This window comes from Paraburkholderia sp. Cy-641, from assembly GCF_011752945.1.
In the GTDB taxonomy this organism is placed as follows: domain Bacteria; phylum Pseudomonadota; class Gammaproteobacteria; order Burkholderiales; family Burkholderiaceae; genus Paraburkholderia.
Window position 1 is genome coordinate 54,638 of record NZ_VWWM01000001.1, and the last position, 22,779, is coordinate 77,416.

The window sequence follows — 22,779 nt, forward strand, 5'->3', positions numbered from 1 at the left end:
GTTATTCGCTACCTGCCCCCGGTGGCCGTGGAAGTACCAGAACCACCGAGAATCCACCAGACGGGGGCAACGCGAAATGCACGCTTCCCCCGTGAGCCTTCATCACCTCGTCGACGATCGCCAGCCCAAGCCCGGAACCCGCGCGCGTTCCCTGCCCCGTTTCGCCGAGCCGCGAAAACGGGCGCAGCGCGGCATCCCAGTTCTCCGGCGCAATGCCCGGCCCGTTATCGGTAACGGTGACGTGGAGCGTGTCACCCTGAGCGCTTATCGATACGTCGATGGTATCGGCCTTCCCGTGGAGCAAGGCATTGTGCAGCACGTTGGAGATCGCTTCCTGCAGACTGATCGCGTCCGCGGACAGCCAGATCTGCTTGCAGCCGCTCTCGAACGACACTCTCACATCGCGCTCGCCGGCCAGAGGAATGGAGCGCCCCAGTACCTCCTTGACGAGACTCACGAGTTCCACGGGCTGAAAGGGAATGACTTCGTTGCGATGAATCACCATCGCGTGATTGAGCAATTGGCCCGTGAGCCGGCCGACATCCGAGCTGGTCTTGCGCAATGCCGCGAGGCGCGCGGCAACCTGCGCGGGATTCGTTTCGCTGTCGAGCAGTTCGATCTGCGCGTCGAGTCGAGCCAGCGGCGTACGCATCTGGTGCGCCGCGTCGGCGATAAACCGCTGCATGGCGGTAATCCGCTCCGCCAGGCGCGCGATCAGCCCGTTGATCGCGCCGATGATCGCCTGCATCTCGCTCGGCGTTTCGACCGCGACGGGACGCAGGTCGGCCGGGTCCCGCGCGGCGATGATGCTCTCGATCTGCGCGAGGGGCCGCAAACCGCGCCGTATAGCAAGCGCGCTCGCCACGATGGCGAGCGCGCTCATCAGCAGGATCAGTGTCCAGACCTTGAAGCTCATTTCGTTCGTCAGTTGCTGACGCGCGTTGGTTGTCTGCGCGACGGTGACCGATGCCCAGCCCGGCGTCCGTTCTTCCGGCATATAGCGGGCTATCGTCGCGATGCGAACAGGCTTGTTCTGGTATGAGCCGTTCGCGAATACCGGACCCTGCTTCGCCGCCGCGAGATTCGCCGCGCTGTCGAGGTCCGGGTAACCGGCGACCACCATGCCGCGCGAATCGATCACCTTGTAGTACACGCTGTCGTAGCGGGACAGCGTGGACAGTGCCGCGACCGGCGGGCTCAGCGCAAGGACGCCGCCCTGAACGTAAAGGTTCTCGGCAACCTGAATCGTCGCGCCGGCGAGCAGTTGATCGTAGGCGCGCTCGGCCGCGACGCCCGCATAAAACCGGGCGATGATGGCGAGGGCCGCCGCGCCCGTCGCCACGACCAGTGCGATGAAGAGCAACGTGCGGCCGAACAGGGTCCCGGCAAACCGGTCAAAGCGTCGCAATTTGATATCCCACGCCGCGTACGGTGCGAATCTCGACGCCCGCGCCCTGGAGCTTCTTGCGCACACGGGTCACGTACTGCTCCACGGCGTTCGCACTCGGCTCCTTATCGAAGTTGAACAGCAGCGTCAGCAACTCTTCCTTGGAAAACACGCGTTGAGGACGGCTCGCGAGAATCTCGAGCAGTGCGAATTCCTGGCGCGACAAAGGGAACGGCTTTCTGTCGCACTCGGCCAGCCGGTTGGTGCGGTCGATCACGAGACTGCCGAGCCTGATGAGGTCATGCGCCTGGCCGCTACCGCGACGCAGCAGTGCCTGGACACGCGCTTCGAATTCGCGGTAGTCGAATGGCTTGACGAGGTAGTCGTCGGCCCCGAGTGCCAAACCGCTCACGCGATCGTCGATTGCCGACCTCGCGGTCAGAAGCAGCAGCGGCGTTGTATTGCCGGCCGCGCGCAGGTTGCGCAGAATCGCGAAGCCGTCAAGCGTCGGCAGCATGACGTCCAGCACGACGAGGTCGAAGGTCTCGACCGCGAGCAGGTTATTTGCGACGCCCCCGTCCATCTCAAGGTCGACCGCATGACCCAGCCGGCTTAGCCGGCCCCGGATTGCAGCACCGATCTCCGCATCGTCTTCGACGACAAGAATGCGCATGTTGTCTTTCCGGCGCTTAGGTTCAGATTCCGGTTTTCCCGTGATTCATGGCAATTTTTCGAGCGCGGCGCCGGTATTCGACGATGACCGCACTGCCCCTTCCATGACGCGAAGACTCATATTGACGCCTTCGGCCCCGTGTCGGATCACGGGTTTTCCCCAAGGCTCGATGTCAGCATTTTCTCAGATTCAGCCGATAACCTGTACTGACCAGATAAGAATCCGATGGAGGAGACAGTTCGATGAAGCCGTCGTTGCGACGCCGTGCGCTCATCGCCGGGGGGCTTGCCGCGTCGATTGCGCCAGCGCTCGCTTTTGCGCGTCCCCGCACGGTTCGCATCTCGAAGGGTTACGGCCTGCTTTATCTGCCGCTCCTGGTGATGGAGAAGCAACGCCTTTTCGAGCGGAATGCCGCACGCCACGGTCAGCAGGCCGTCAACGTCGAATGGGTGCTGCTCGACGGCGGGAACTCGGTCGACGACGCGATGATGGCCGGCACGCTGGACTTCGCGAGCGCCGGTGCACCCGGCTTCATCGAGTTGTGGGCCCGCGCACGCGGCATACCGAATGTGGAAGTGATCGGCATATCGGGGCTATCGACAACCGCGTTGTCGCTCAACACGAACCGGCAACAGATCGTCTCATTGGGCGACTTCACCCAGGCTGACCGGATCGCCGTGCCGGGAATTCGCACGTCGCTGTCCGCAGTCGTGTTGCAGATGCTCGCGGCCAGGTTGCTCGGAGCGCAGCACTTCGCCCGGCTCGATTCCATCACCGTGAACCTGCCTCATCCCGAAGCAATGCGCGCGCTGTTGCAGCACGAACAGGGCATTACCGCGCACTTCACGTCGCCGCCGTTTTCGACGCTCGAACTGCGTCAGCCCGGTATTCACCAGGTCGCGGACTCGGTCGATGTGCTGGGGCCGCTGACGCTGGACGTCGTATTTTCGCCGAAGCGCCTAGTGGACGACGAACCCGCGATGGTATCGGCCTTCCTCGACGCACTGGCCGAGGCGAACCGGCTCATCCGTCAGGACCCTGGCGCTGCCGCCGCGATCTACGTCGCGGCATCGGGCCTGAAAGTGTCGAAGGAAGATGTCGTGCAAATGCTCGGTACGCCGCACACGCGCTTCTCGCTACAGCCGGATCAATTGATGGATTACGTCCAATTCCTGTCGATGGCGGGCACGATCAAGAACAAGCCTCGCGCGTGGCAGGACATGTTCGTCGCGGAGCTCGGCCAATACCCGGCCTAGCGCCCCGGCTGGCGGAGAGTCATTCGATTGCTTGTCCGCGATTTTTCATCGATACGCGCGACATCCTTTAAGGATGCCGTATCAGTTCATCAACATGAATATCTGGAGGAATACGCGATGAACGCCAATCCGGCCACAGAACAGCGCAATACGGAGGAACAGCAGGTCATGGCAAAGATGTCCCGACATCTTCTGCCGATCCTCGTCGTCATGTTTCTGATTTCATTTATCGACAGACAGAACGTCGGGTTCGCGAAGCTGCAGATGGTTCATAGCCTCGGCATGACCGAAGCCGCATTCGGCCTCGCCTCTTCGCTGTTTTTTATCGGCTACCTGATTTTCGAAGTACCGAGCACGCTGGCGCTGCATCGTTACGGCGCCCGTATCTGGCTTGCCCGCATCATGCTGACGTGGGGCCTCATTACCGTGTTGATGGGCTTCACCACGTCCGTGCCGGTTTTTTACGGCCTGCGCTTCGTGCTCGGCATCGCCGAGGCGGGCTTTTATCCCGGCGTCATTTATTACCTGACGCTCTGGTTTCCGCAAAGCTACCGTGCCCGCGTTCTCGGTGTCTTCACGCTCGGCAGCGCGCTTGCGAACATGCTCGGCTCGCTCGTGGGCGGCCTGCTTCTGAGCCTCGACGGTGCCGCCGGCCTCGCGGGCTGGCAATGGGTATTCATCGCGACCGGGTTGCCTGCCGTGCTCGTCGGGGTTCTCGTGTTTCGCATCCTGCCCGCGTCGTATCGCGAAGCGCGCTTCCTGAACGAGCGGGAAAAGCAGGTAGTCGCCGCGGCACTCGAGCGCGAAAAGCCCGCGAACGCCGTGCACTCGCAACCGTGGAAGGCACTGCTGGACCCGCGCGTCATGCTGTTCGCCGGTACGTACATGCTGATGTCGACGTCCCTGTATGGCGTGACCTACTGGCTGCCGACAATCGTGAAATCGTTCGGCGTGTCGAACACCACGAACGGTCTTCTGAGCATGCTGCCGTGGGCGCTCGCGGTCCTGTTGCTGCTGTATCTGCCGAAGCGGCTGCGTCATGGCAAAAGTATCCTGCGCACGATCGCAATCGTCGCCGCACTCGGCTCGCTCGGTTTTCTTCTCAGCCTGCTGCTGCCCACTACACCGTTGCGCTTTATTGCGCTGGTTCTTGGCGGTGCGTGCATTCCGCTGCTTTACCCGTGCTTCTGGTCGATGCCGCCGCGCTATTTCACGGGTGCCCGCGCAGCCGCGAGCGTCGCGGCAATCAATTCGATCGGCAATCTGGGCGGCTTCTTTAGCCAGAACCTCATGCCGCTCGCCGGCAAGCTCACGGGAACAGCGTTCGGTCCGATGATCGTGCCTATCGCCTGTCTCGCGCTGCTGGGGCTCGGCGCCATCGTGGCCTGGATGCGCGCGGGTGAAGAGCAACTGGCCGTTGCGAGAGCCTGAACGAGGCTCGATGTCGAACCACGAAGCCGATACGAGCGACGACGTTGTGTCGCCTGCCATGCCGCCTCGATTTGCACGCTCGGTCCGGATACGGTGAGCGCGTGCGGATCGAGGCACAATGATCGAACCCACGGGCGCCTGTGTTCCTGGTGTGACCCAGGCGTGCCTCAGGTGTGAAGGTGCGCACCACTCGCCAGCGTACGGTCGGAAAATCGCCCGACACAGTGCTGCGCGCATAGCAGCCGGCGTAACGTCCGGCCGCCCGTGGCCGCTTATTCTCCCCCTTTCTCCACGCCCCGATCTGCGCGAACTATCTCGCGCACGATGACGCACGCGGCGAGTCCCGTCGCTCATACCACTCGGCATCCGACGTTCACAAACGATGGTGTGCTTACTGACTGAGTGGCGCGATGAAATCCGTCCTGTGGCAGCGCATCCATATCGTCCCATGAACCGAACGTCGAGGATCGTTCTCGCGAAAGAACTTCGACAAGTTTCGGCATGCCTGGAAACATTTCAAACAGTAACCCGTAAGCATCAGGCCGATGCACCGCACCGGCCGGTGCACGTCTCGAATCTACCCTGCATAACCAAATCCCCAGCCGACGCGCCATCACATCGATCTCTTGACTGTCTCTTTATTCTGACTATGATTCACGCACTCGCATCGTGTTAAACAAGTTCAATCGAATACTTGATGCGCATGCGAGGCCGACATACGGGGGATCACTTTGACCACAGACCAGCGCAACGCAATCCACTCCCTATAGTCAGGATGGCAGATCAACTTGCCATTTCCTTACCGGATTTTTTTGACCGGCTGATGACAGCTCGCGCGTAGCCGATCCGGCGTTTGCCGATCGACGCACGACAGAACGATTCGACTGGATTTATCTGCACATAACCGTTGCGCCAATGGCTAGCCAGGCCGTCGGCTGGCTGTACGCACCTCTATGCAATAGACAGATTTTTCCCTGAACAGTGGGAGAAAGGCGTAGTAGACGTAGCTCGATCAGCATGGATTTTCGAATGGGTCATTTACTTCGCATACCTTATGGAATGAAAGCATGGCCCGAGTTCCATTCAGCGCAAGACTCTTTGGAGAAGAGAATCATGACGGACAAAGTCTTATCGTGGTTGACCCTGCACGACCCGGTATTGTTCACGGGCCCGAATGGCATTCATACGCCTGAAGTCAAGGACACGCTGCGCATGGTCGCAGCGGCAAATGGCTCCACCGAAAAGGCGCCGTCACAAGCGACGCTGACGGGTGCGGGCGCATCGGCCGCCATCGCCACGGACAAACAGGCGCAAGCGCTTCTCAAGGCGAAGGGTCCGAGCGATCCCGGCTTCCTCGACCTATGGAATCAGGACCTCGTCGGCGGCGCAATGACGCTCTCGGAAATGGCGCGCAACGCGGCCGGCTATCAGCCGCAAACGCTGACCAACGACTCGGCATCGGCCGCCGCCTATCAGGAATATCTGCGCCGGATCGGCAGCTGCCCGCTGTTCGTGCTGAAAATGTCGGACCGGCTGACCATCACGAAGCAGACCTCGGACTGGAACACGCTGATCGACGCGATCGCCGACACGTTCACGGGCATCGCCAACGAAGACAAGAACTCGATCGTGTCCGGCCTCAAGCAGTTGGCGCAGGCTGCTTCGAGCACGATGGAAACGACCGAGACCGAAAACGTGTTCGTGCAGAACGCGATGAACGTCGACGGCGTCATCAGCTTCTACCTGTACAACAGTACCGTCAGCTTCTACGAGAAAAAAGGTAAGGGCTACGACACGAAGCAGAGTTCCTACGACGTGACACGCCTGCGCCTCGAGTTCCAGAGCAAGCTGTGGCCGCAATATGCAGCAGCGGTTGCAGCCAAGTACACGTCGAGCATCGACGATTGGCTCAACAGCAACGCGACCAGCACGGCCGGCACGCAGCCGATCCCGGCGCTCAACGGCTAACCGCGCGGGTCGAGCTGGCCGGATGAGTGCCTGACAGCAGCCGTTTTGCTTCATCCGGCCGGATTGCATCAAGGCGCGCGGCAGCGCGCGTACGCGAGGTTCCGTTCAGTGTCATGACGGAATCTCGCGCATTGCCCTGCCGCGCCAGCGCGATCCTCATCGAATGTTCGCGCTGTTTTCCACGCCCTCGTCGTGAAGGTGAAAACTGATGGCTGAGATCAATACCGGTATCGCCGCGTTCGAACAATGGGTCGCTCGCAACGCCCACCCTCATGCGCCCGATACGGTTCGCGACGTCGCCCGCAAAATCGCCGTGGTGTCCAGCAGTGTGTTGGCCACCCTGCCTCACATCGAGTCGCTGGTGGCGACTGCGAACGGACAGCCGGTGGTGTCGAACGGCAAGCTGGTCGGGCCGAACGCACAGCAGGTATTGAACGCCGACCAGGCGGTTGCGCGCGCCCGCGCGTCGGGCCAGCCGCAACAACTGCAAGCCAGTCTCGCGGCCAGCCCCGCGACCGGCTGCGCGATGGCGATGAGCCTCGCGCAACGCGCCTCGGGCTTCAACCCGTCGAGTCCCGCGGCGGCCGGCAATCTCAACGGCTTTCTCGCCTACGTCGGTCAACTCCTGCAATGCCCGCTATTTTCCGCGCAACTCAAGGACGAAGTGACGCCGAACATGTCGGGCGACTGGAACTCGGTCATCAACCAGATCGTCGGGTATTACGTCGGCATCGCCGCTCAGGACCTGCAGGACATTCGCGCCGGACTCTGGTCTCTCGCACAGGCCGCGTCGAGCACGCCGTCGACCAACGAAACGCAGAACCTCTTCACGCAGAACACGCTGAATGCCGGTGCCGATTTGCAGGTGTACCTGTATCAGAGCTTCATCGATATGAGAACCGATGTTCAGCACGGCGGCAAGCATTCGCCCGATACCGTGACCAACAACGCATCGCTGCAGTTGTGGCGCACCATTCTGCGCTTCGACAGCCAGCATTGGCCCGCGTACGCGCCGGTCATCATGAGCCAGACCGACGCCACGCTGCAAAGCTGGCTGAACGATACGACCACGCCGCAAGGCCCCGTTAAAGTTAACTGGAATATCTGATGAACCGTCGCCTCGAAGACTGGCGTAGCGCCGACGCGTTGCGGCCAGATGAATCCGTTTCCGCGCGCGATGCGCGCATCGCGATCGTCGGCATAGGCTGCCGGTTCCCGGGGCCCGCCATCTCGCCCGACGCCTACTGGCGCATGCTGCTGGAAAGCACGAGCGCGGTTGGCGAAGTGCCCGCCGGGCGCTGGAGCCTCGAACGCTTTTTCAACCCGGACCCGAACGTGCCGGGACGCGCCTATGTGCGACGCGCGGCGTTCCTGCAGCAACCGCTCGACCGTTTCGACGCGGCCTTCTTCGGCATCTCGCCGCGCGAGGCGATGCTGCTCGATCCGCAGCAGCGTCTGCTGCTCGAAGTCGCGGCCGAAGCGCTCGACGACGGCGGTATTCCGCTCGACCGGCTGCGCGGCTCGCAGACCGGCGTCTATGTCGGCGGCTTCATGCTCGACAACCAGACGCATCTGCTCAACACCTACAACCGCGACACGATCACGACCCACACGGCGATCGGCTCGACGATGGTGATGCTGTCGAATCGCCTCTCGTACACGTTCGATCTGCGCGGCCCCAGCATGTCGATCGACACCGCGTGTTCGTCGTCGCTCGTCGCGCTGCATGTGGCTTGCAGCGCGCTTCTCGCGGGCGAATGCGAGATGGCACTGTGCGGCGGCGTCAACGTGATGCTGCGGCCCGAGTATATGGTGGCGATGTGCAAGGGCGGCTTTCTCGCGCCGGACGGCCTCAGCAAGGCGTTCGATGCGAGCGGCGACGGCTACGGCCGCGGCGAAGGCGCCGGCCTGCTGATCCTGAAGCCCTTGCATGCAGCGTTGCGCGACGGCGATCCGATCCGCGCGGTGATCGCCGGAACCGGCATCAATCAGGACGGCCGCACCGAAGGCATTACGACGCCCAACGCAGCGGCGCAAAGCGCATTGATCCGCCAGGTGCAGGCAAGCGCGGGCGTGAGCCCCGATGCAATTCAATACGTCGAGGCGCACGGCACCGGCACGCGTGCCGGCGATCGCGCCGAAAGCGGCTCGATCGGTGCGAGCATTGCGACACAGCGCAACGGTCGCGACGCGCTACGCATTGGCTCGGCAAAGACCCATATCGGCCACCTCGAAGCAGCGGCCGGCATGGCCGGCGTCATCAAGACCGTGCTCGCGCTCGAACATCGGGTGATCCCGCCGAACCTGCACTTCAACACACCGAACCCCGACATCGACTTCGCTGCGCTGCGCCTGCACGTTCCGGTCACGCCGGAACCGTGGCCCGAACACGACGGGCCCGCCGGTGCCGCGATCAACGGTTTCGGCTACGGCGGCACCAACGCGCACGCGATTCTCTTCGAAGCGCCGCAGCGCCCGTGCGCCGTGCCGGAAGAACGGACGCACCCCGCCGTGTTTCCGCTATCGGCCGCGAGCGAATCCGCGCTCATCGCACGAGCCCGTCAGTTCGCCGATCTGCTCGACGACAATCCCGCCATGACGCTCAACGACATCGGCTACACCGTCGCGCGCCATCGGACGCAATACCCGCACCGCGTCGGCATCGTTGCGGATTCGCCGGACAGGCTCGCGCAGCAGTTGCGCCTGCTCGCCGACAAACAGGCCGTGGATTCGCTGATCGTCAGCGGCCCCCATGCGGCGCACACGCGGCGCAAGGTCGCTTTCGTCTTCACGGGCATGGGCCCGCAGTTCTATGGCATGGGCGTCGAATTGCTCAAACAAGAGCCCGTCGCGCGCAGCCTGTTCGAACGTTGTGACGCAATCTGGCAGCCGCTCGCCGGCTGGTCGCTCGGCGAACTGTTCACGCACGCGAGCGGCGAGCCGATGACGGCGCCCGAGCATGCGCAAATCGGCAACCTCGTCTTGCAGTTGATGCTCACGGAAGTCGCGCGCAGCTATGGCCTGCACCCCGAGGCCGTGGTCGGCCATAGCGTCGGCGAAATCGCGGCGGCTTATGCGAGCGGCGCACTCAGCCTCGCCGATGTACTGCTGCTGACCTATCATCGCAGCCGGCTCATGCAGCGCACGGCCGGGCTCGGCAAGATGCTGGCGGTCGACCTCGGCGCGCACGAGATCGCGCCGTTCCTCAAAAGCGTCGAGGGCCGCGCGACGATCGCGGCGGTGAACAGTCCCACGTCGGTCACGGTCGCGGGCGATGCGGACGCCATCGTTCAGCTTAACGAAGTACTGACGGTCGAGCATATTTTCAGCCGCATTCTCAAGGTCGAAGTCGCGTATCACAGCCATCACATCGATCCGTTCGAGGCCGAATTCAATGCCTCGCTCGCGTCGCTCGTCGCGCATGTCCCGAGCTTGCCCGCGTATTCGACCGTGAGCGGCACGCTGCTCGACACGGCGGCTCAAACCACTGCGTACTGGTGGCAAAACGCGCGTCAGCCAGTGCGCCTCGCCGACGCGCTCGCCACGATGATTGCCGACGGCTACGACACTTTCGTCGAAGTCGGTCCGCATCCGGTTCTTGCTGTCGCGATCAATGCGTGTCTCCGGCATGCCGGCGCCGAAGGTATCAGCGTGCCGTTGCAGCGGCGCGATCAGGACAGCCGCGACACGCTGCTCGGCTGCGTCGCGCAACTCTATTGCCGTGGCGCCGCGATCGACTGGCGCGCGCATTATCCGGCGGGACAGCGCGTGGCGTTGCCCAACTATCCGTGGGATCGCGACGTGCTCTGGAGCGAGACCGAACTCTCGCGCGCGGACCGGCTCGGCAGCAACAAGGTACATCCCCTGCTCGCGCAGCGGCTGGACGAACCGCACGCGGCATGGGACGGCGAACTGGCCGCGCATCTCTACCCCTATATGCAGGACCACCAGGTTCAGGGCGAAGCGATTCTGCCGGCCGCCGCCTTCATCGAAATGGCGCTCGTTGCCAAGCGTTCGAAGGGCGAGCCCATTGCCATCGACGCATTGACGATTCATCGCTCGCTGAGCCTCGCGCATACGCCCATCGTGCGGCTGCAACTCGACGACGAAGGCTCGCGCTTCACGATTCACAGCCGTGCGCGCGACGCCGCATCGCCGTGGTCGCTCGGCGCGTCGGGACGGCTCTCGGCGATACCCGCGCCCGCGCGCAGTGCCGCGCTCGACCACACTGCGCTGGCGACCCGTTGCTCGCTGCCGGTCGATCTCGACTCGTTCTATCGCACCTTTGCCGGTCTCGGTCTGCAATACGGCCCCGCGTTTCGCTGCCTGCAAACGGTCCGCACGAATCCCGGCCGCGACGAAGCGCAAGCCAGCATCGAGATCCCCGTCGAGCATGCGGCCGATACGATCGACTACTACGTGCATCCCGTGCTGCTAGACGGCGCACTGCAAACCCTGCTCGCGCTGAAAACGGCGGATGCGCCGACGGATCGCTCGATCTACCTGCCCGTTTCGATCGATCAGGTTCGCTTCCAGCACAAGCCGGGCACGATGGCGATCTGCCATGCGCGGCTGACGCGCGAGCCCAGCGGAGAAGCCGACGAAGTCTCCGGCGATCTGGTTCTCTACGATGCGCACGGTCAGGTGGCGGTCGAACTCTTCGGCGTGCGCGCCCGAGCCGTAAAAGTCGTGGCCGAGGCGGAATCGTCACGCGATGCGCTTCTGTACAAGACCGACTGGCGCAAGCAGACCGCCAAAACCGGCAAGGCATTTCTCACGCAACAATGGCTCATATTCAACGATGCCGGCGGAATGGGCGACGAACTGGCCGCACGGGCGCACGAACAACGCATCGCCTGCATCACCGTGACACCGGGCGAGGGTTTCCGTCAGACCGGCGACGCCAGCTATGAGGTGGCGCGCGAGTCGCGCGACGACATGGCGCGCCTGATGGCCGCACTCGCCGACCGTAAGCTCGACGCGGCAATCTATCTATGGGGACTCGACGCCGCCACCAACATGTCGGCAAGCGAATCGCGCGTCGCGACCGGCATCGTCGATACGATCGACCTGCTGCATATCGTGCAGGAATTCGAGCGCGCCCGTCCCACCGACGATCTCGCGCTCAGTATCGCCACGCTGCGCACTCAGCATGTCGTGCGCGACGAACTTCACGACGCACCGGGCCAGCACGCGCTGCTCGGCGTCGGCCGCGTTCTGACGCTTGAGCGGCCGCAGTCGCGCGTGCGCATGATCGATCTGAACAGCGCGCAGCCGCTGAGCGCGGCCGGAACGCTGCTCGGCGAACTCGTGAGCGGCAGCGACGAAACCGAAGTGGCGTTCCGCGACGGCGAACGCTACGTCGCGCGCATCGTGCCCTGGCGCGAACCGCGCCGCGAACCGGCGCGCTCCACGCCGGCCACCGGCTACGCGATGCAGGCTGTCGCGCCGGCTCCGAACGCGAGCATCGTCTTCCATGAGATCGCGCGCTGCGCGCCACGCGACGGCGAAGTCGAGATTGCGTTGCAGGACTATGCAATCGACGTCTCCGATACCGGCGAACTCGACGGCCGCGCGAGCGGCATCGTCGTGACGGCGGGCCGCGAGGCCGGCGGCCTGCAAGTTGGCGACCGCGTCGCAGTGCTTGCGCCCACCTCGTCTCTCGTATCGCACGTCACAGTGCCTCATGCGTATGCGGTCCCATGCCGACCGGCGGTTGCCGCGCATCCCGCCGCGACCCGGCTCGACTGGGCGCTCGCGTGGCACGCGCTCTTCGACATCGCGCAGTTGCGTCACGGCGAGTCGGTGCTGATTCATCGCGCTGAAAGCGGCTTCGGGATCGCCGCGGCACAACTGGCGCGCTGGAAAGGCGCGACCGTGTTCGCGACTGCAGGCACGGCGGAACAATGCGACCTGCTGCGCGATTTCGGCATCGCCCATGTTTCCGATGGCCGCTCGCTGCGCTTCGTCGATGAAGTCAGCGCATGGACCTCGAACGCCGGAGTCGACGTGGTGCTGAACCGTGCATCGGGCAATCTGCGCGATCGATGCTTCGGACTGCTCGCCTCGCGCGGCAGGTTTGTCGACATCGCGAAAGCATCCAGCGCGCGGCAGCGTGCAAGCGTGCCGCCGGAGGTCTTCGAACGCGGCTTCGTCTATGTGCCGCTCGATCCCGAGCGCGTCCGCCGCGAGCAGGCCGACACATTACGCCGCGCGCTCGATACGCTGACACCGCTGCTCGACGACGCAACGTTCAAGCCTCTGCCGACCTCGGCGTTTCTTCTCACGCACGTCGACGAGGCCTGGCAGATGCTGGCCAAAGACACGCACAGCGGCAACGTCAGCATCGATTTGCGGGATCAGGTCGTCGAACTGGAAACGTGCCTGCCGCGCCCACTCGCGCATGAACAAGCCTGCTATCTCGTGACGGGCGGCTTCACCGGCCTCGGTCTCGAAACCGTCAAATGGCTCGCGATGAACGGTGCGCGCCATATCGCGGTATTGAGCCGCAGCGGTCCGCGCACGGAAGAGGCACAACGTGTGCTCGATTCGCTGCGCGATGAACAGGTACAGGTGTGGAGCGAACAACTCGACATCGCGGATGCGGCCGCCGTGCAACAGGCGATTGCGAAGATCGAACGGAATATGCCGCCGATACGCGGGGTGATCCATTCCGCCGGACTCGCCGAAGATGCCGGCATCGCCACGTTGCAGGCCGCGGCGGTCGAACGTGTGATGCAGGCCAAGGCGGTCGGCGCATGGAACCTGCATTGCGCGCTCGCGCAGTCGAAGCTCGATTTCTTCGTCTGCTATTCGTCGGTGAGCGCGGCGCTCGGCAATGCCGGCCAGCTCAACTATGCGGCGGCCAATGCGTTCCTCGACGGACTCGCGCTGTACCGGCGCGCGCAGGGTCAAGCGGGCACGAGCATCGGCTGGGGCGTCATCGGCGATGTCGGCATGGTCGCGCGCGATGCGTCGCTCGCCGGCCACCTCGACCTGCTCGGCTTGCGCGGCATGGCGTCGGCGCAGGCGCTCGCGGTTCTCGAAAGCGCGTTGCAGGAGCACTGGGGCCAGTTCGGCGCGTTCGACATCGACTGGCAACGCTGGCAGGAACGCCTCGCGGGACCACCGGCGCGGCGCCTGTCGGAAATGCTGTCGGTATCGGCCGACAATAGCCATCCCGCTGCGCCGTTCCGCCAGAACGTCGCGACGGCGGCATCGGAAGAGCGCTGGCAGAAGGTCTACGCCGAAGTCGCGGAGCGAATTTGCGGCGTGCTCAAGCTGCCCGCGAGCCGCGTCGATGCGCTCAGCAACCTGACCGATCTCGGCGTCGATTCGCTGATGGCGACCGAGATCGCACTCGTGCTCGAACGCTGCACCGGATACCGGTTCCGCGCGCTCTTTCTCGTGCGCGGCCCGACCATCGCCGAACTGTCCACGCAGATTCTCGATGACATCCTGCAAGCCTAGAGGCGTGACTCGCGACGGTGCGAATGCCGAAACACCGTCGTCGCGAGTCATGCAGACCCGGCGATGATTCACGGTCGCGTGACCGCTGAAATCGAGGGCGACTTCGTCGTGTTCATGATCGGCATGCGCATCAACCGGCTCTGGAAAATTCACCGCTGGTTACCGGTGGTGCGCGCGCTGCCGCGCATGCTGCGCGAGCTGAAGACGATGCCGGACGCAGGTCTGCTGTCGTACGAAATGTGGCCCGGACGCACTACCATCGCCGTGCAGTACTGGCGCTCGCTCGAACAACTGCGCGCCTATGCCGCGAATCCCGCAGCGAAACATCTGCCCGCGTGGCGCGCGTTCAGCCGTTTGAGCGGCACTCGCGGTGACGTCGGCATCTGGCACGAAACCTATCTCGTGACTGCCGGTTCGTTCGAGAACGTTTATGTGAACATGCCTCGGTTCGGGTTGGGGAGAGCCGGGGTGTTGAGGTCGTCGCGCAATACGTGAGGCGGGATGTGAACGTGCTTCGTGTGGTGGTCGGGCCCGGTGGGGCGCACTCGCCAGCAACTTAAGGTGCCTGAGTGTCCGAGGTTACAGGCTCAACTCCAATTCCTACGCAATTCGAGAGAAGTCGGTATGCCGCACAGCGACAACAGGCGACATACCGAACACTCGGTTAACGGATTCGAGATTCGCAGGAAACTTCAATGCCTCCTATGAGTTTCCAACGCCGCTCGATGGATGGTCATGAAATTCAGTGCACGCGTTATTGCCTATTCAGGAAGCACGACTATCAATCGGAGCCCCAATAGCCGGGGCGTTTACATTTTGCTTAAGCAGAGCCATAAACTGCTCCGGAGTGTGAGTGCCTTTGTGTGGAAGAATGCTAGCGAACGCGGCACCAAAAAACTCGTGCTTCAACGCGTCAGAATCAGATTCGAACAAGCGAATCGCAGATGCCAGGGAAGTCTCATCAATCAATTTGATCGAATCGTTTTCGGATAGATCGATGACCGCATTTAATCCCAGACTGACGCCGTCCTGGGTGTCATAATTCGAGTCATCGAAGCATTTTTCCAGATCGGAGGTAATCACATCTGAGCACTCGCTCTTAAATTTTCTGATGAGATCTGCTGCACGGTCGCGAACTTCCCGATTTCCCAGGTCTGCCGGCTCGAGGCCGTTGCTCTTATCGCCGAATACAAGCTCTACCGCTGCGGCATAGAAAGGTTTCGCTCTTGAGAGTTTTTCATTCAAGACAGATACCTCACGATTCAATTGGTCTGCCGGGACAATCTCTCTATTTACATAGAGCCCTGTAACATTAAGGAATAGATTTCCGGGTTTGGCCTGCACATCAACGATCCGCTTGGCGATCTCAGCAGCCGACGTTCCGATCTGATTACGCCCGTTTATAGCTCTCAAATTGCGCTCGTCAAGCGTATTGAACAGAGGACCACCGGGAGTGGGATTGCCGAGTTCTTCGAAAAATTCTCGCTTGGCGGTTTGTCCGATCGATTCATTCTTTTCGCACGCACCGTTAGTCTGGACAACCAGTTTTCTCCGTTGACTGTTTGCCGCGACCAGGAGTAAACCCGATTCAGTGTGCACCATCATCATGACAGCACCACTCGCATTCACGGAGTGGTTCATTGCATGTTCCAGCAGCCCTCGATTCTGTTGCGTCTGCCTCCTCGTCGGTAGAGCATCGAAGAGCGAGTCAATCACGCGCCATGTTGGGATTTTCAGCTGTCTCGCTGTGTAGTCCAGGATCGAACTGGATACAAAATCCGGGTTTTCATACACGTCACCTGGAAGCCACCCATCCTTGAGACCGACTTTCGGAAGCTCGTCGAATTTAATCGGACTGACAGGTCGAGTGGTGTGCTGGATTGCGTTCATATTTGGTACCGTGACAAGGTTCTTGTCCTTGACCAAACCGGCGAGTGGGCCATCGACGTTACGACGCGCCCGAGTCAGACTTGCCGTGGGAGGACCGCTCCGCTCAAGTGGGTCTGATAGGGCAGGGGAAACCGTAGTGCGGTTGGAAATGGAGGGTAATCTGGACATAAACGGGTAAGTTCGAGTTAAAAACGTTTTTGTACGGAAAAAATGAGTTCCGTACTCGGTGTAGGAATGCCGGCGACCAGCGGACTATCTGGGAAATGTTACATACACATCGTTTTTGCCTGAGTCGCTTTGCGAATACCGTGCACACGGCACGAAGTTAGTCCCGATGGTCGATCACATGGACCGTTTAACAGCAGGTAAACCTCGCAGGCCATTTCCGCCATGACCGCTTCGCATTTAATGAGCGGACTTCGCTTCTGTCGGGACTTTTCCAGTAGAAAGAATGAACCTAGCAGACAGTTGAAATAGCTCCTGCCATCATCATTGGAACGGAAGTGGTAAGTGTCGAAAAAAGAACGGACAACACTGAGATCGAAACTATGCGCAAAGCTGACGGTGAGCTTCCCCTGAAATTTCGTCTTCCAGCAGGTCGCGTATAAACTCGACCCAAAGGAAGAAAAGCAATGTTCAAGGTACCGCACCAGGTGTACACGGCGGAGTTCAAGGAAGCCGCCGTGCAACGAATCAAGGACGGGCAAGGCGTGAGCGCCGTGGCCCGCGAATTGGGTATGTCGACGCAGACCCTGCGCAACTGGCTGAAGGTTTTTGAGGCCGGCAAGCTGAATGGTCCCGGGGCGAAGGCCGTCACGGCGGAACAGATGGAGCTGTCGCGACTTCGAGCGGAAAACAAACGCTTGCAGATGGAGCTGGAAATCGCAAAAAAAGCGGCGGCGTTCTTCGCGAAGGACCTCCTGTGAAGTTCGCCTGGATTGACACACAGTGCCGGCAATATCCGCTTGCCGCGCTGTGCGAGGTCCTTTGCGTGAGCGTGAACGGTTATCGTGCATGGAAGCGCGGCGGCACGCCCGAGCGCCAGCGGCTAACCGATGCACAGATGCTCACGTTGATTCGGACGATTCACGCCGAGGTCAAGGGCGCCTACGGCTCGCCGCGCATGACCGAAGAGGTTCGCTCGCGCGGCTTCCCGGCCAGCAAGGCACGGGTCGAGCGGTTGATGAGCGCCAACGGTATTCGAGCCCGCCACAAGCGCCGTTACCGCGTGACAACCGATTCCCGGCACAAACTGCCCGTCGCGCCAAACGTGTTGAACCGCAACTTCACGCCGGTCGAGCCCAATCAGGTGTTCACCTCGGACATCACGTACATCTGGACCGACGAAGGTTGGCTGTACCTGGCTGTCACGCTGGACCTGTTCAATCGGGAGGTCGTGGGCTGGTCCGTCAAGCCGCGCATGACGACGGAGCTCGTGACCGACGCGCTGACGATGGCATGGTTCCGCCGCCGGCCCGCGCCCGGCGTGCTGCATCACTCGGATAGGGGCAGTCAATACGCCAGCCGCGACTTCCAGCGCAAGCTGGACTCGTACGGCATGCAATGCTCCATGAGCCGCAAAGGCAGTTGCTGGGATAACGCACCGACGGAGAGCTTCTTCAACAGCCTGAAGAACGAGCGGGTGCATGGCACGAGGTATCGCACGCATCGCGAAGCCGTCGCGGACTTGTTCGAATACATCGAAGTGTTTTACAACCGCAGTCGTCGTCATTCATCGCTTGGCTTCATGTCGCCAACCCAGTTCATGCAAGACTGGTTTGCGGCTCAGCGGACAAGGGATGCGGCGGCATAACCCGGGGCCTCTGGAAAGCGAAAAACCGGGGGAACCTCACTTGTGCTGTACAGCCGTTCAACCAGCATGCGGGTTGATCGATTTTTTCATCTATGCACTCGATTGTGATTTTCCGTGAATGCTATTTATAGGTTCTCAACCTCTACTTTTAGGTTTTCAAAATGCAACGAATTACCGATCAAGTTCGCCATCTTTGGGATCATGTAAAGGGCAAGTCGTCAAATATTAATGCAAACCCGACTACCTATTCCAATCGACCTGCACGAAGAGCCTCACTAGATGGCCTGAACAATTTGCCAACGGAATTGAAATCTCACATCGCGAGCCTCGCACAACCTGAAATTCGAAATAACTTGAGACTACTCAACCACGAATGGTCGGCCATCGCGAATTATGCAACGCAAGCAGTCGTCCTCCGGGACGTCGAACATCTGACAGATGTTCTGAATAAGTATCCGATGTTGCGTGATATTGAGGCGGTTGGTCACAGGCTGGAAGAAGCGAAAGATGATGTAAAACAGGAAAGATTGACCGACAAGGAAGCGCAAGAAATTGCGAATTCAGCCGTCAACGTCACCCACCTTGATCTAGGACACAATCGGATCGGTGACGCGGGCGCGCAAGCACTGGCGACGAATCGTACGTTTACCCGTGTGAATCTTGAACGCAACGCCATCGGGAATAGCGGCGCGCAGACCTTGGCAGAAAATGACACGCTCATTGCGCTTGATTTGAGCTTCAACAACATCAAAGATGCTGGCGCGAAGGCACTAGTGAACAGTACCTCCCTCGTCTATCTTGATCTGCGTCACAACCCCATCACCCCTGAAGCAAAGGAATGGATTCGGGATAAGGCAGCTGAAAATGAGATGGAGGTCCATCTGTCGGACTAGACCTGAAAGCCGTGGCGAAATTAAATTTCGGGTCTGTCTGTACGGGACGAACCTGTACAGCGGCAAAACGTGAGGAAAGTGTCGCGTTGCTGCTTTCCCGCCATGTAATCGTTTGCCAGGCGTTAAGGGGTAATTGCGTGGCCAGTTCCTTGACCGCGAACGGTTCATGGCCGGGCGCACGCCGCAACAATGTCGGCGGCTTGCTGCGGACCTGGATGGAAGTGGTGCCGTACCAAGCGCCCACACAGAGGTGCCCGACTGCCCCCTACCGCGTAGAACAAACCCAGTCCCGTTACGCCATCCCGGAAAGCGGTTTCGTCGCCGCATCCGGCATCGGCCAGCACGATCCCCGGCGCAACGCCGGATGCTATAGCCTCACGAAGCTGGGCCAGCGCAATCTATGGCCTGCTTTCGAAGGCCAGATCGTCTGGGGAATGCCAGCGCAGCGGGCACGTTCCCGGCCGCCAATCCATTCCCTGGAAACATACGTGTGACGTCAGGACCTCATCCACCAACGACTGTTTGAATTTCCGGCAAGTACTTTGCCATGTACTCCCCCAAAGAGAGCAGACGGGCGTCCAACATTTAATGGCATCGAGTTCACTCGCGGGGCTTTCCCTCCTGCATCCAGCAGGACTCGCGGCATCACACCGCGAGTCCCGCACCTTCAAGAGAACAATCTTTACTTCACATTCGGAAACACCGGCCAGGACGATGCCTGATCGCACAGCGACAGCTTCGGATTCTGCGCGACGATCGTCGCCGCGGGGTTCGTGTCGCCCGCCGCGCCCGCGTCGTCGCTGCCGTTGACGGTCAGGTTCAGCGTGTTCGTCGTGGCCGTGTACTTGCCAGCGCCGCTCGACGTGTTCGTCAGAATACCGCCTGTACCGTGAGCGAACGACTGGCCGATCAGGCTGACATTCGCGCCGAGGTTCAGCGTCGCATTGGCCGCCTTCGATTGCGAAGAACCGTCGGTCGAACCGATGTTCACCACGCCCTTGCTCAGGTTCGAGATGCCGAGCACGACGTCGTTATCCGCAACCACGTTATTCATGTTCAGCTGAATGACGCTTTGCGTATTGGCGAAGCTCGTATCGGCATGCAGGCCGCGGAAGGTCAGATTGCCGCCACCCGCTTTACCCGCCGACTTGTTGGCCGGGATGTTCATCATCCGGACGTTGCTGAGGTTGATGTCGTGGAAGCTCGGAATCAACCAGCCAAGACCGGTGTACGAAATCGGATCGGCACTCGGGCCCGTGTAGTACATGTCGAACACGAGGAAGTCCTTCACCCCACGCATACATGCGCCGTCGTAGTAGATGTTGCTGACGTCGCCACCGCGCGCCTGGCCGCTCTTGATGCGCAGACCCACGATGCCCATATCCGTCGACGCATTGGTGCCGTCGTAGATATTGTCGAAGTAGTTGTCGTAGAAGTGAATGTTTCGGACACCTGCATTGGTCGGGCTGCCGATCGACAGGCCGTGACCGTTGTAGTTGTGGTTGTGCGCAACCGTAATGCCGTAGGTGCGGTTCGACGAAACGTCGCGGTTGCCGTCGATGCCCCACGCCATATTGGCCGCCGCCGAGCCGTTCTGTGCGCCGTGCGTCGCGGCCGGACGCGGGTCCTGCAGGCCGCCCTTGAACGCGACGTTGTCGTCGGACGGGCTCAGGTAGTTGTAGACGATCGCGACGTTCTTCACATAACCGTCGAAGTAGACCTGCCCCGCCGACGTCGTCGTGCTGCCCGTGCCGAGCGCAGCGTGCTCCGGCCCCGCCGCAACGCTCGGATCGACGCCATCGGTATTCTTCACGCCGGTCGAGCTGGCGTCGATCGTCGCGCCCGTGTAGAGATGCGAGTACGAACCGCTGACGCCGTCGAAGCCGTCGTTGTTCATGCCGACGCTCGCCTGATTCGCCGCGTCGGGCAGCAACGGCGTGATGATCTTGATGCCCCACACGCTCAGGCCATCCACGCCGTCGGCTTCGACGGTGAAGAAGGTGCTGTTGCGCAGCGTGATCTGATACAGCGAGAGGTTCTTCGATTGTTGCATCCAGACCATGCCGGGGTTGCCCTGGAAGCTGTACGGGCCGCCGCCGATGTCCTTGTTGCCGTGATACGAGATGTCCCACCAGCTCGCCGGTACCCAACGCGCGCAACCGGCCGTGCCGGCATTGCAGCCCCCGCCCGTGACCGTCATGCCGCCCGGCACGCTGGTCGCCTGGCGGTTCACCACATAGGTGACGGCCGGCGTGGTGAGCGTCGTCTTGCCCATCGCGGTCACGACGTCGCAAGCGGTGCCTTCGGGCGCGAGCGTGCCCGCACGGTAAGCCGCGATCGTGTTCGTGCAGCTGAACTTCGGCGTCGTGACGCCGCTGATGTTGTTGCCCGAATACGTGAACGCCTCGGTGACGCCGGTTGCCCAGCGGATCGTCGGATACTGCGACGACGAGCTGATGAGCGGCATATAGCCACGCGCGTCGATCGAGCCGTTACCCATGATCGAGGTATTGACCGTATGCGTACCGCGAATCAGCGGATAGCAGTTCTGCATGCCGCTGACGCCCGCGAGCGTCGCCTGGCCCGCGTTGACAGTGCCGGCCGGTGCGGGCAGCCCGCTCGGATTGTTGATCGCGGCACCGCAGGTGATCGCGTTCGGCCGGTCTTGCGCGCTCTTGTCGTAGACCACGACGTCGCGGCTCGCGAACAGCGTGACGCCGTCGTCGATCCACAGCGTCACGCCCGACGGCAGCACGAGCGGACCGCTCAGGAACGCATTGCCCGCGCCGCCGCTGTTCCTGACCAGACGCACCGCGAATTTGGTGGCCTTGTAGGACGGATTCGAGAGTGTTTCGCTTGAGGCACCCGCGATGTTGACGAGCGGATTATTGGCCGCCTGTTGCGTGGCAGCAGCCTGCTGATCGGCCTGCACGATCTTCGCGCCGACTTCCGCGTCGACGGTTGCGCCGCATGCGTCGAGCGCGGCCTGGATGCGCGCCTGGTCCGGATTGTTTAGCGCCGTCGTCGCGCCACCATAGGTCGCGGGCGTCGGGTCCGCGCTGACCGGCAGCGAGCCGTCCGCGTTCTTGACGAGCTTGTTGCTGGCTTCGAGAACCGAGCAAACCTGGGTATCCGACGGCAATGCCGGGGAATCGGGCAGGTTCGCGTCGGCGGCGTAGCGGCCCGGCGTCCAGGCCGGGGTAGTCGGCGTGGTCGGGTTGGTGGGTGGGGGCGTCGTCGAGCTGGTGCTGGAGCTTGCAAGGCCGTTTCCATCGCCGCAACCGGCAACGGTCAGGACCAGCAGGCCGAGCACGACCAGCTCTCGGGCTGAGCGCATCTTCATGAGTCATCTCCTTGGGGTGAATCCAGTCCGTGCTCTTGTCAGACCTCTTCCGCTCCTCGTGTCGATGCCGGGAACGCAGCAGATCAGGCAGAGACGTTAGTGTTTGTTATAAGACATCGTATAAGAAATAACCTAAATTCCCGACGGCGAGCCAGTCCGCGAAAACTTCCACGGATATCGCGACACGTATGCCGACAGGGCGATACAGCCACGGGCCGAACGCCTGAAAACCGCGCTGCAACAGGAATTTTTCATCCTGCATGAGGCGATGTCTCGCCGCTGATTGCCTACTAGGCCAGCCGCCCGGCAACGACCGGCCTCGGCAAACTTCACGGAGCAAAGTCGTCGAGCAATGACGTAATTCATCGTACAACGTGTGCCGAATAATGCGTCAGCCGACCCGGCTCTTTCAATTACAGTAAACCCCACCCTTTCGGAGCAGGATCGCGTTGGGACGGGGTAAAGAGAAGCTGAATGGCGCGATTTTCGGACATGCCATCCGGCTTGATCGGTCGAAGTTTGTGAGGCTCATGTTGTCAGTCATATTTATCCAAAGCCTGACAAATCATGAGCGCAGCGAGAGACCTTGCTGACAGATACGGACGGATCGCCCATGCGATCGTCCGCGCCGCGCAACCTCATGCCACGCGAGCAC

General features: G+C 61.6%; 13 protein-coding genes and 1 pseudogene. 8 read left to right on the forward strand and 6 right to left on the reverse strand.

The window, feature by feature from the left end:
* Position 1: 1 nt before the first annotated feature.
* Together F3J20_RS00290 and F3J20_RS00295 are read right to left on the reverse strand one after the other, a co-directional pair.
* Positions 2-1,408 (reverse strand): sensor histidine kinase, encoded by a 1,407-nt coding sequence (locus F3J20_RS00290; protein WP_167037249.1) that lies wholly within the window; start codon positions 1,406-1,408, stop codon positions 2-4.
* Positions 1,395-2,060, reverse strand: a complete 666-nt coding sequence (locus F3J20_RS00295; RefSeq protein WP_167037252.1) for a response regulator transcription factor — start codon at positions 2,058-2,060, stop codon at positions 1,395-1,397. Before F3J20_RS00295 ends, F3J20_RS00290 begins: the two co-directional genes overlap by 14 nt.
* Positions 2,061-2,302: 242 nt before the next feature.
* Here F3J20_RS00295 and F3J20_RS00300 point away from each other — a divergent pair, with 242 nt between their 5' ends.
* The 6 genes from F3J20_RS00300 (at position 2,303) to F3J20_RS00325 (ending at position 14,680) form a co-directional block, all read left to right on the forward strand.
* Positions 2,303-3,316, forward strand: a complete 1,014-nt coding sequence (locus F3J20_RS00300; RefSeq protein ID WP_167281296.1) for an ABC transporter substrate-binding protein — start codon at positions 2,303-2,305, stop codon at positions 3,314-3,316.
* 27 nt (positions 3,317-3,343) lie between these two features.
* Positions 3,344-4,747: an MFS transporter gene (locus tag F3J20_RS00305; RefSeq protein WP_345889817.1), complete on the forward strand. Its 1,404-nt coding sequence runs from the start codon at positions 3,344-3,346 to the stop codon at positions 4,745-4,747.
* A 1,113-nt stretch (positions 4,748-5,860) separates the two neighbouring features.
* Positions 5,861-6,715: a hypothetical protein gene (locus tag F3J20_RS00310; RefSeq protein ID WP_167037261.1), complete on the forward strand. Its 855-nt coding sequence runs from the start codon at positions 5,861-5,863 to the stop codon at positions 6,713-6,715.
* A 208-nt stretch (positions 6,716-6,923) separates the two neighbouring features.
* The gene (locus tag F3J20_RS00315) at positions 6,924-7,823 is read left to right on the forward strand and encodes a hypothetical protein (RefSeq protein ID WP_167037264.1); all 900 of its coding nucleotides are present in this window, start codon (positions 6,924-6,926) and stop codon (positions 7,821-7,823) included.
* Entirely contained in the window at positions 7,823-14,185 is a 6,363-nt protein-coding gene (locus F3J20_RS00320; protein WP_167281300.1) for a type I polyketide synthase, read from the forward strand. Before F3J20_RS00315 ends, F3J20_RS00320 begins: the two co-directional genes overlap by 1 nt.
* A 63-nt stretch (positions 14,186-14,248) precedes the next feature.
* The gene (locus tag F3J20_RS00325) at positions 14,249-14,680 is read left to right on the forward strand and encodes a DUF4188 domain-containing protein (RefSeq protein ID WP_167037269.1); all 432 of its coding nucleotides are present in this window, start codon (positions 14,249-14,251) and stop codon (positions 14,678-14,680) included.
* Between the two features lie 270 nt (positions 14,681-14,950).
* On the opposite strand, the gene F3J20_RS00330 is transcribed toward F3J20_RS00325, so the two are convergent.
* On the reverse strand, positions 14,951-16,075 hold the full coding sequence (locus F3J20_RS00330) for an NUDIX hydrolase (protein WP_167281301.1): 1,125 nt from the start codon (positions 16,073-16,075) through the stop codon (positions 14,951-14,953).
* A gap of 632 nt (positions 16,076-16,707) precedes the next feature.
* Between F3J20_RS00330 and F3J20_RS00335 the strand changes: the two genes are divergently transcribed.
* Positions 16,708-17,888 (forward strand): IS3 family transposase gene (locus tag F3J20_RS00335; protein ID WP_167281303.1). Its coding sequence is split into 2 segments (ribosomal slippage): positions 16,708-16,960 and positions 16,960-17,888, totalling 1,182 coding nucleotides; the frame shifts between segments, so codons are not numbered across the junction.
* Between the two features lie 161 nt (positions 17,889-18,049).
* Complete coding sequence (locus F3J20_RS00340; RefSeq protein WP_167281305.1) at positions 18,050-18,781, forward strand: hypothetical protein; 732 nt, start codon at positions 18,050-18,052, stop codon at positions 18,779-18,781.
* A 43-nt stretch (positions 18,782-18,824) separates the two neighbouring features.
* On the opposite strand, the pseudogene F3J20_RS00345 reads toward F3J20_RS00340, so the two are convergent.
* The 3 genes and pseudogenes from F3J20_RS00345 to F3J20_RS00355 all read right to left on the reverse strand — a co-directional run.
* A pseudogene (locus F3J20_RS00345) lies at positions 18,825-19,235 on the reverse strand (transposase); the annotation flags it as partial.
* A 228-nt stretch (positions 19,236-19,463) separates the two neighbouring features.
* Entirely contained in the window at positions 19,464-22,124 is a 2,661-nt protein-coding gene (locus F3J20_RS00350) for a glycosyl hydrolase family 28 protein (RefSeq protein ID WP_167281307.1), read from the reverse strand.
* A 106-nt stretch (positions 22,125-22,230) separates the two neighbouring features.
* Positions 22,231-22,386 (reverse strand): hypothetical protein, encoded by a 156-nt coding sequence (locus F3J20_RS00355; RefSeq protein ID WP_167281308.1) that lies wholly within the window; start codon positions 22,384-22,386, stop codon positions 22,231-22,233.
* Between the last annotated feature and the right edge of the window lie 393 nt (positions 22,387-22,779).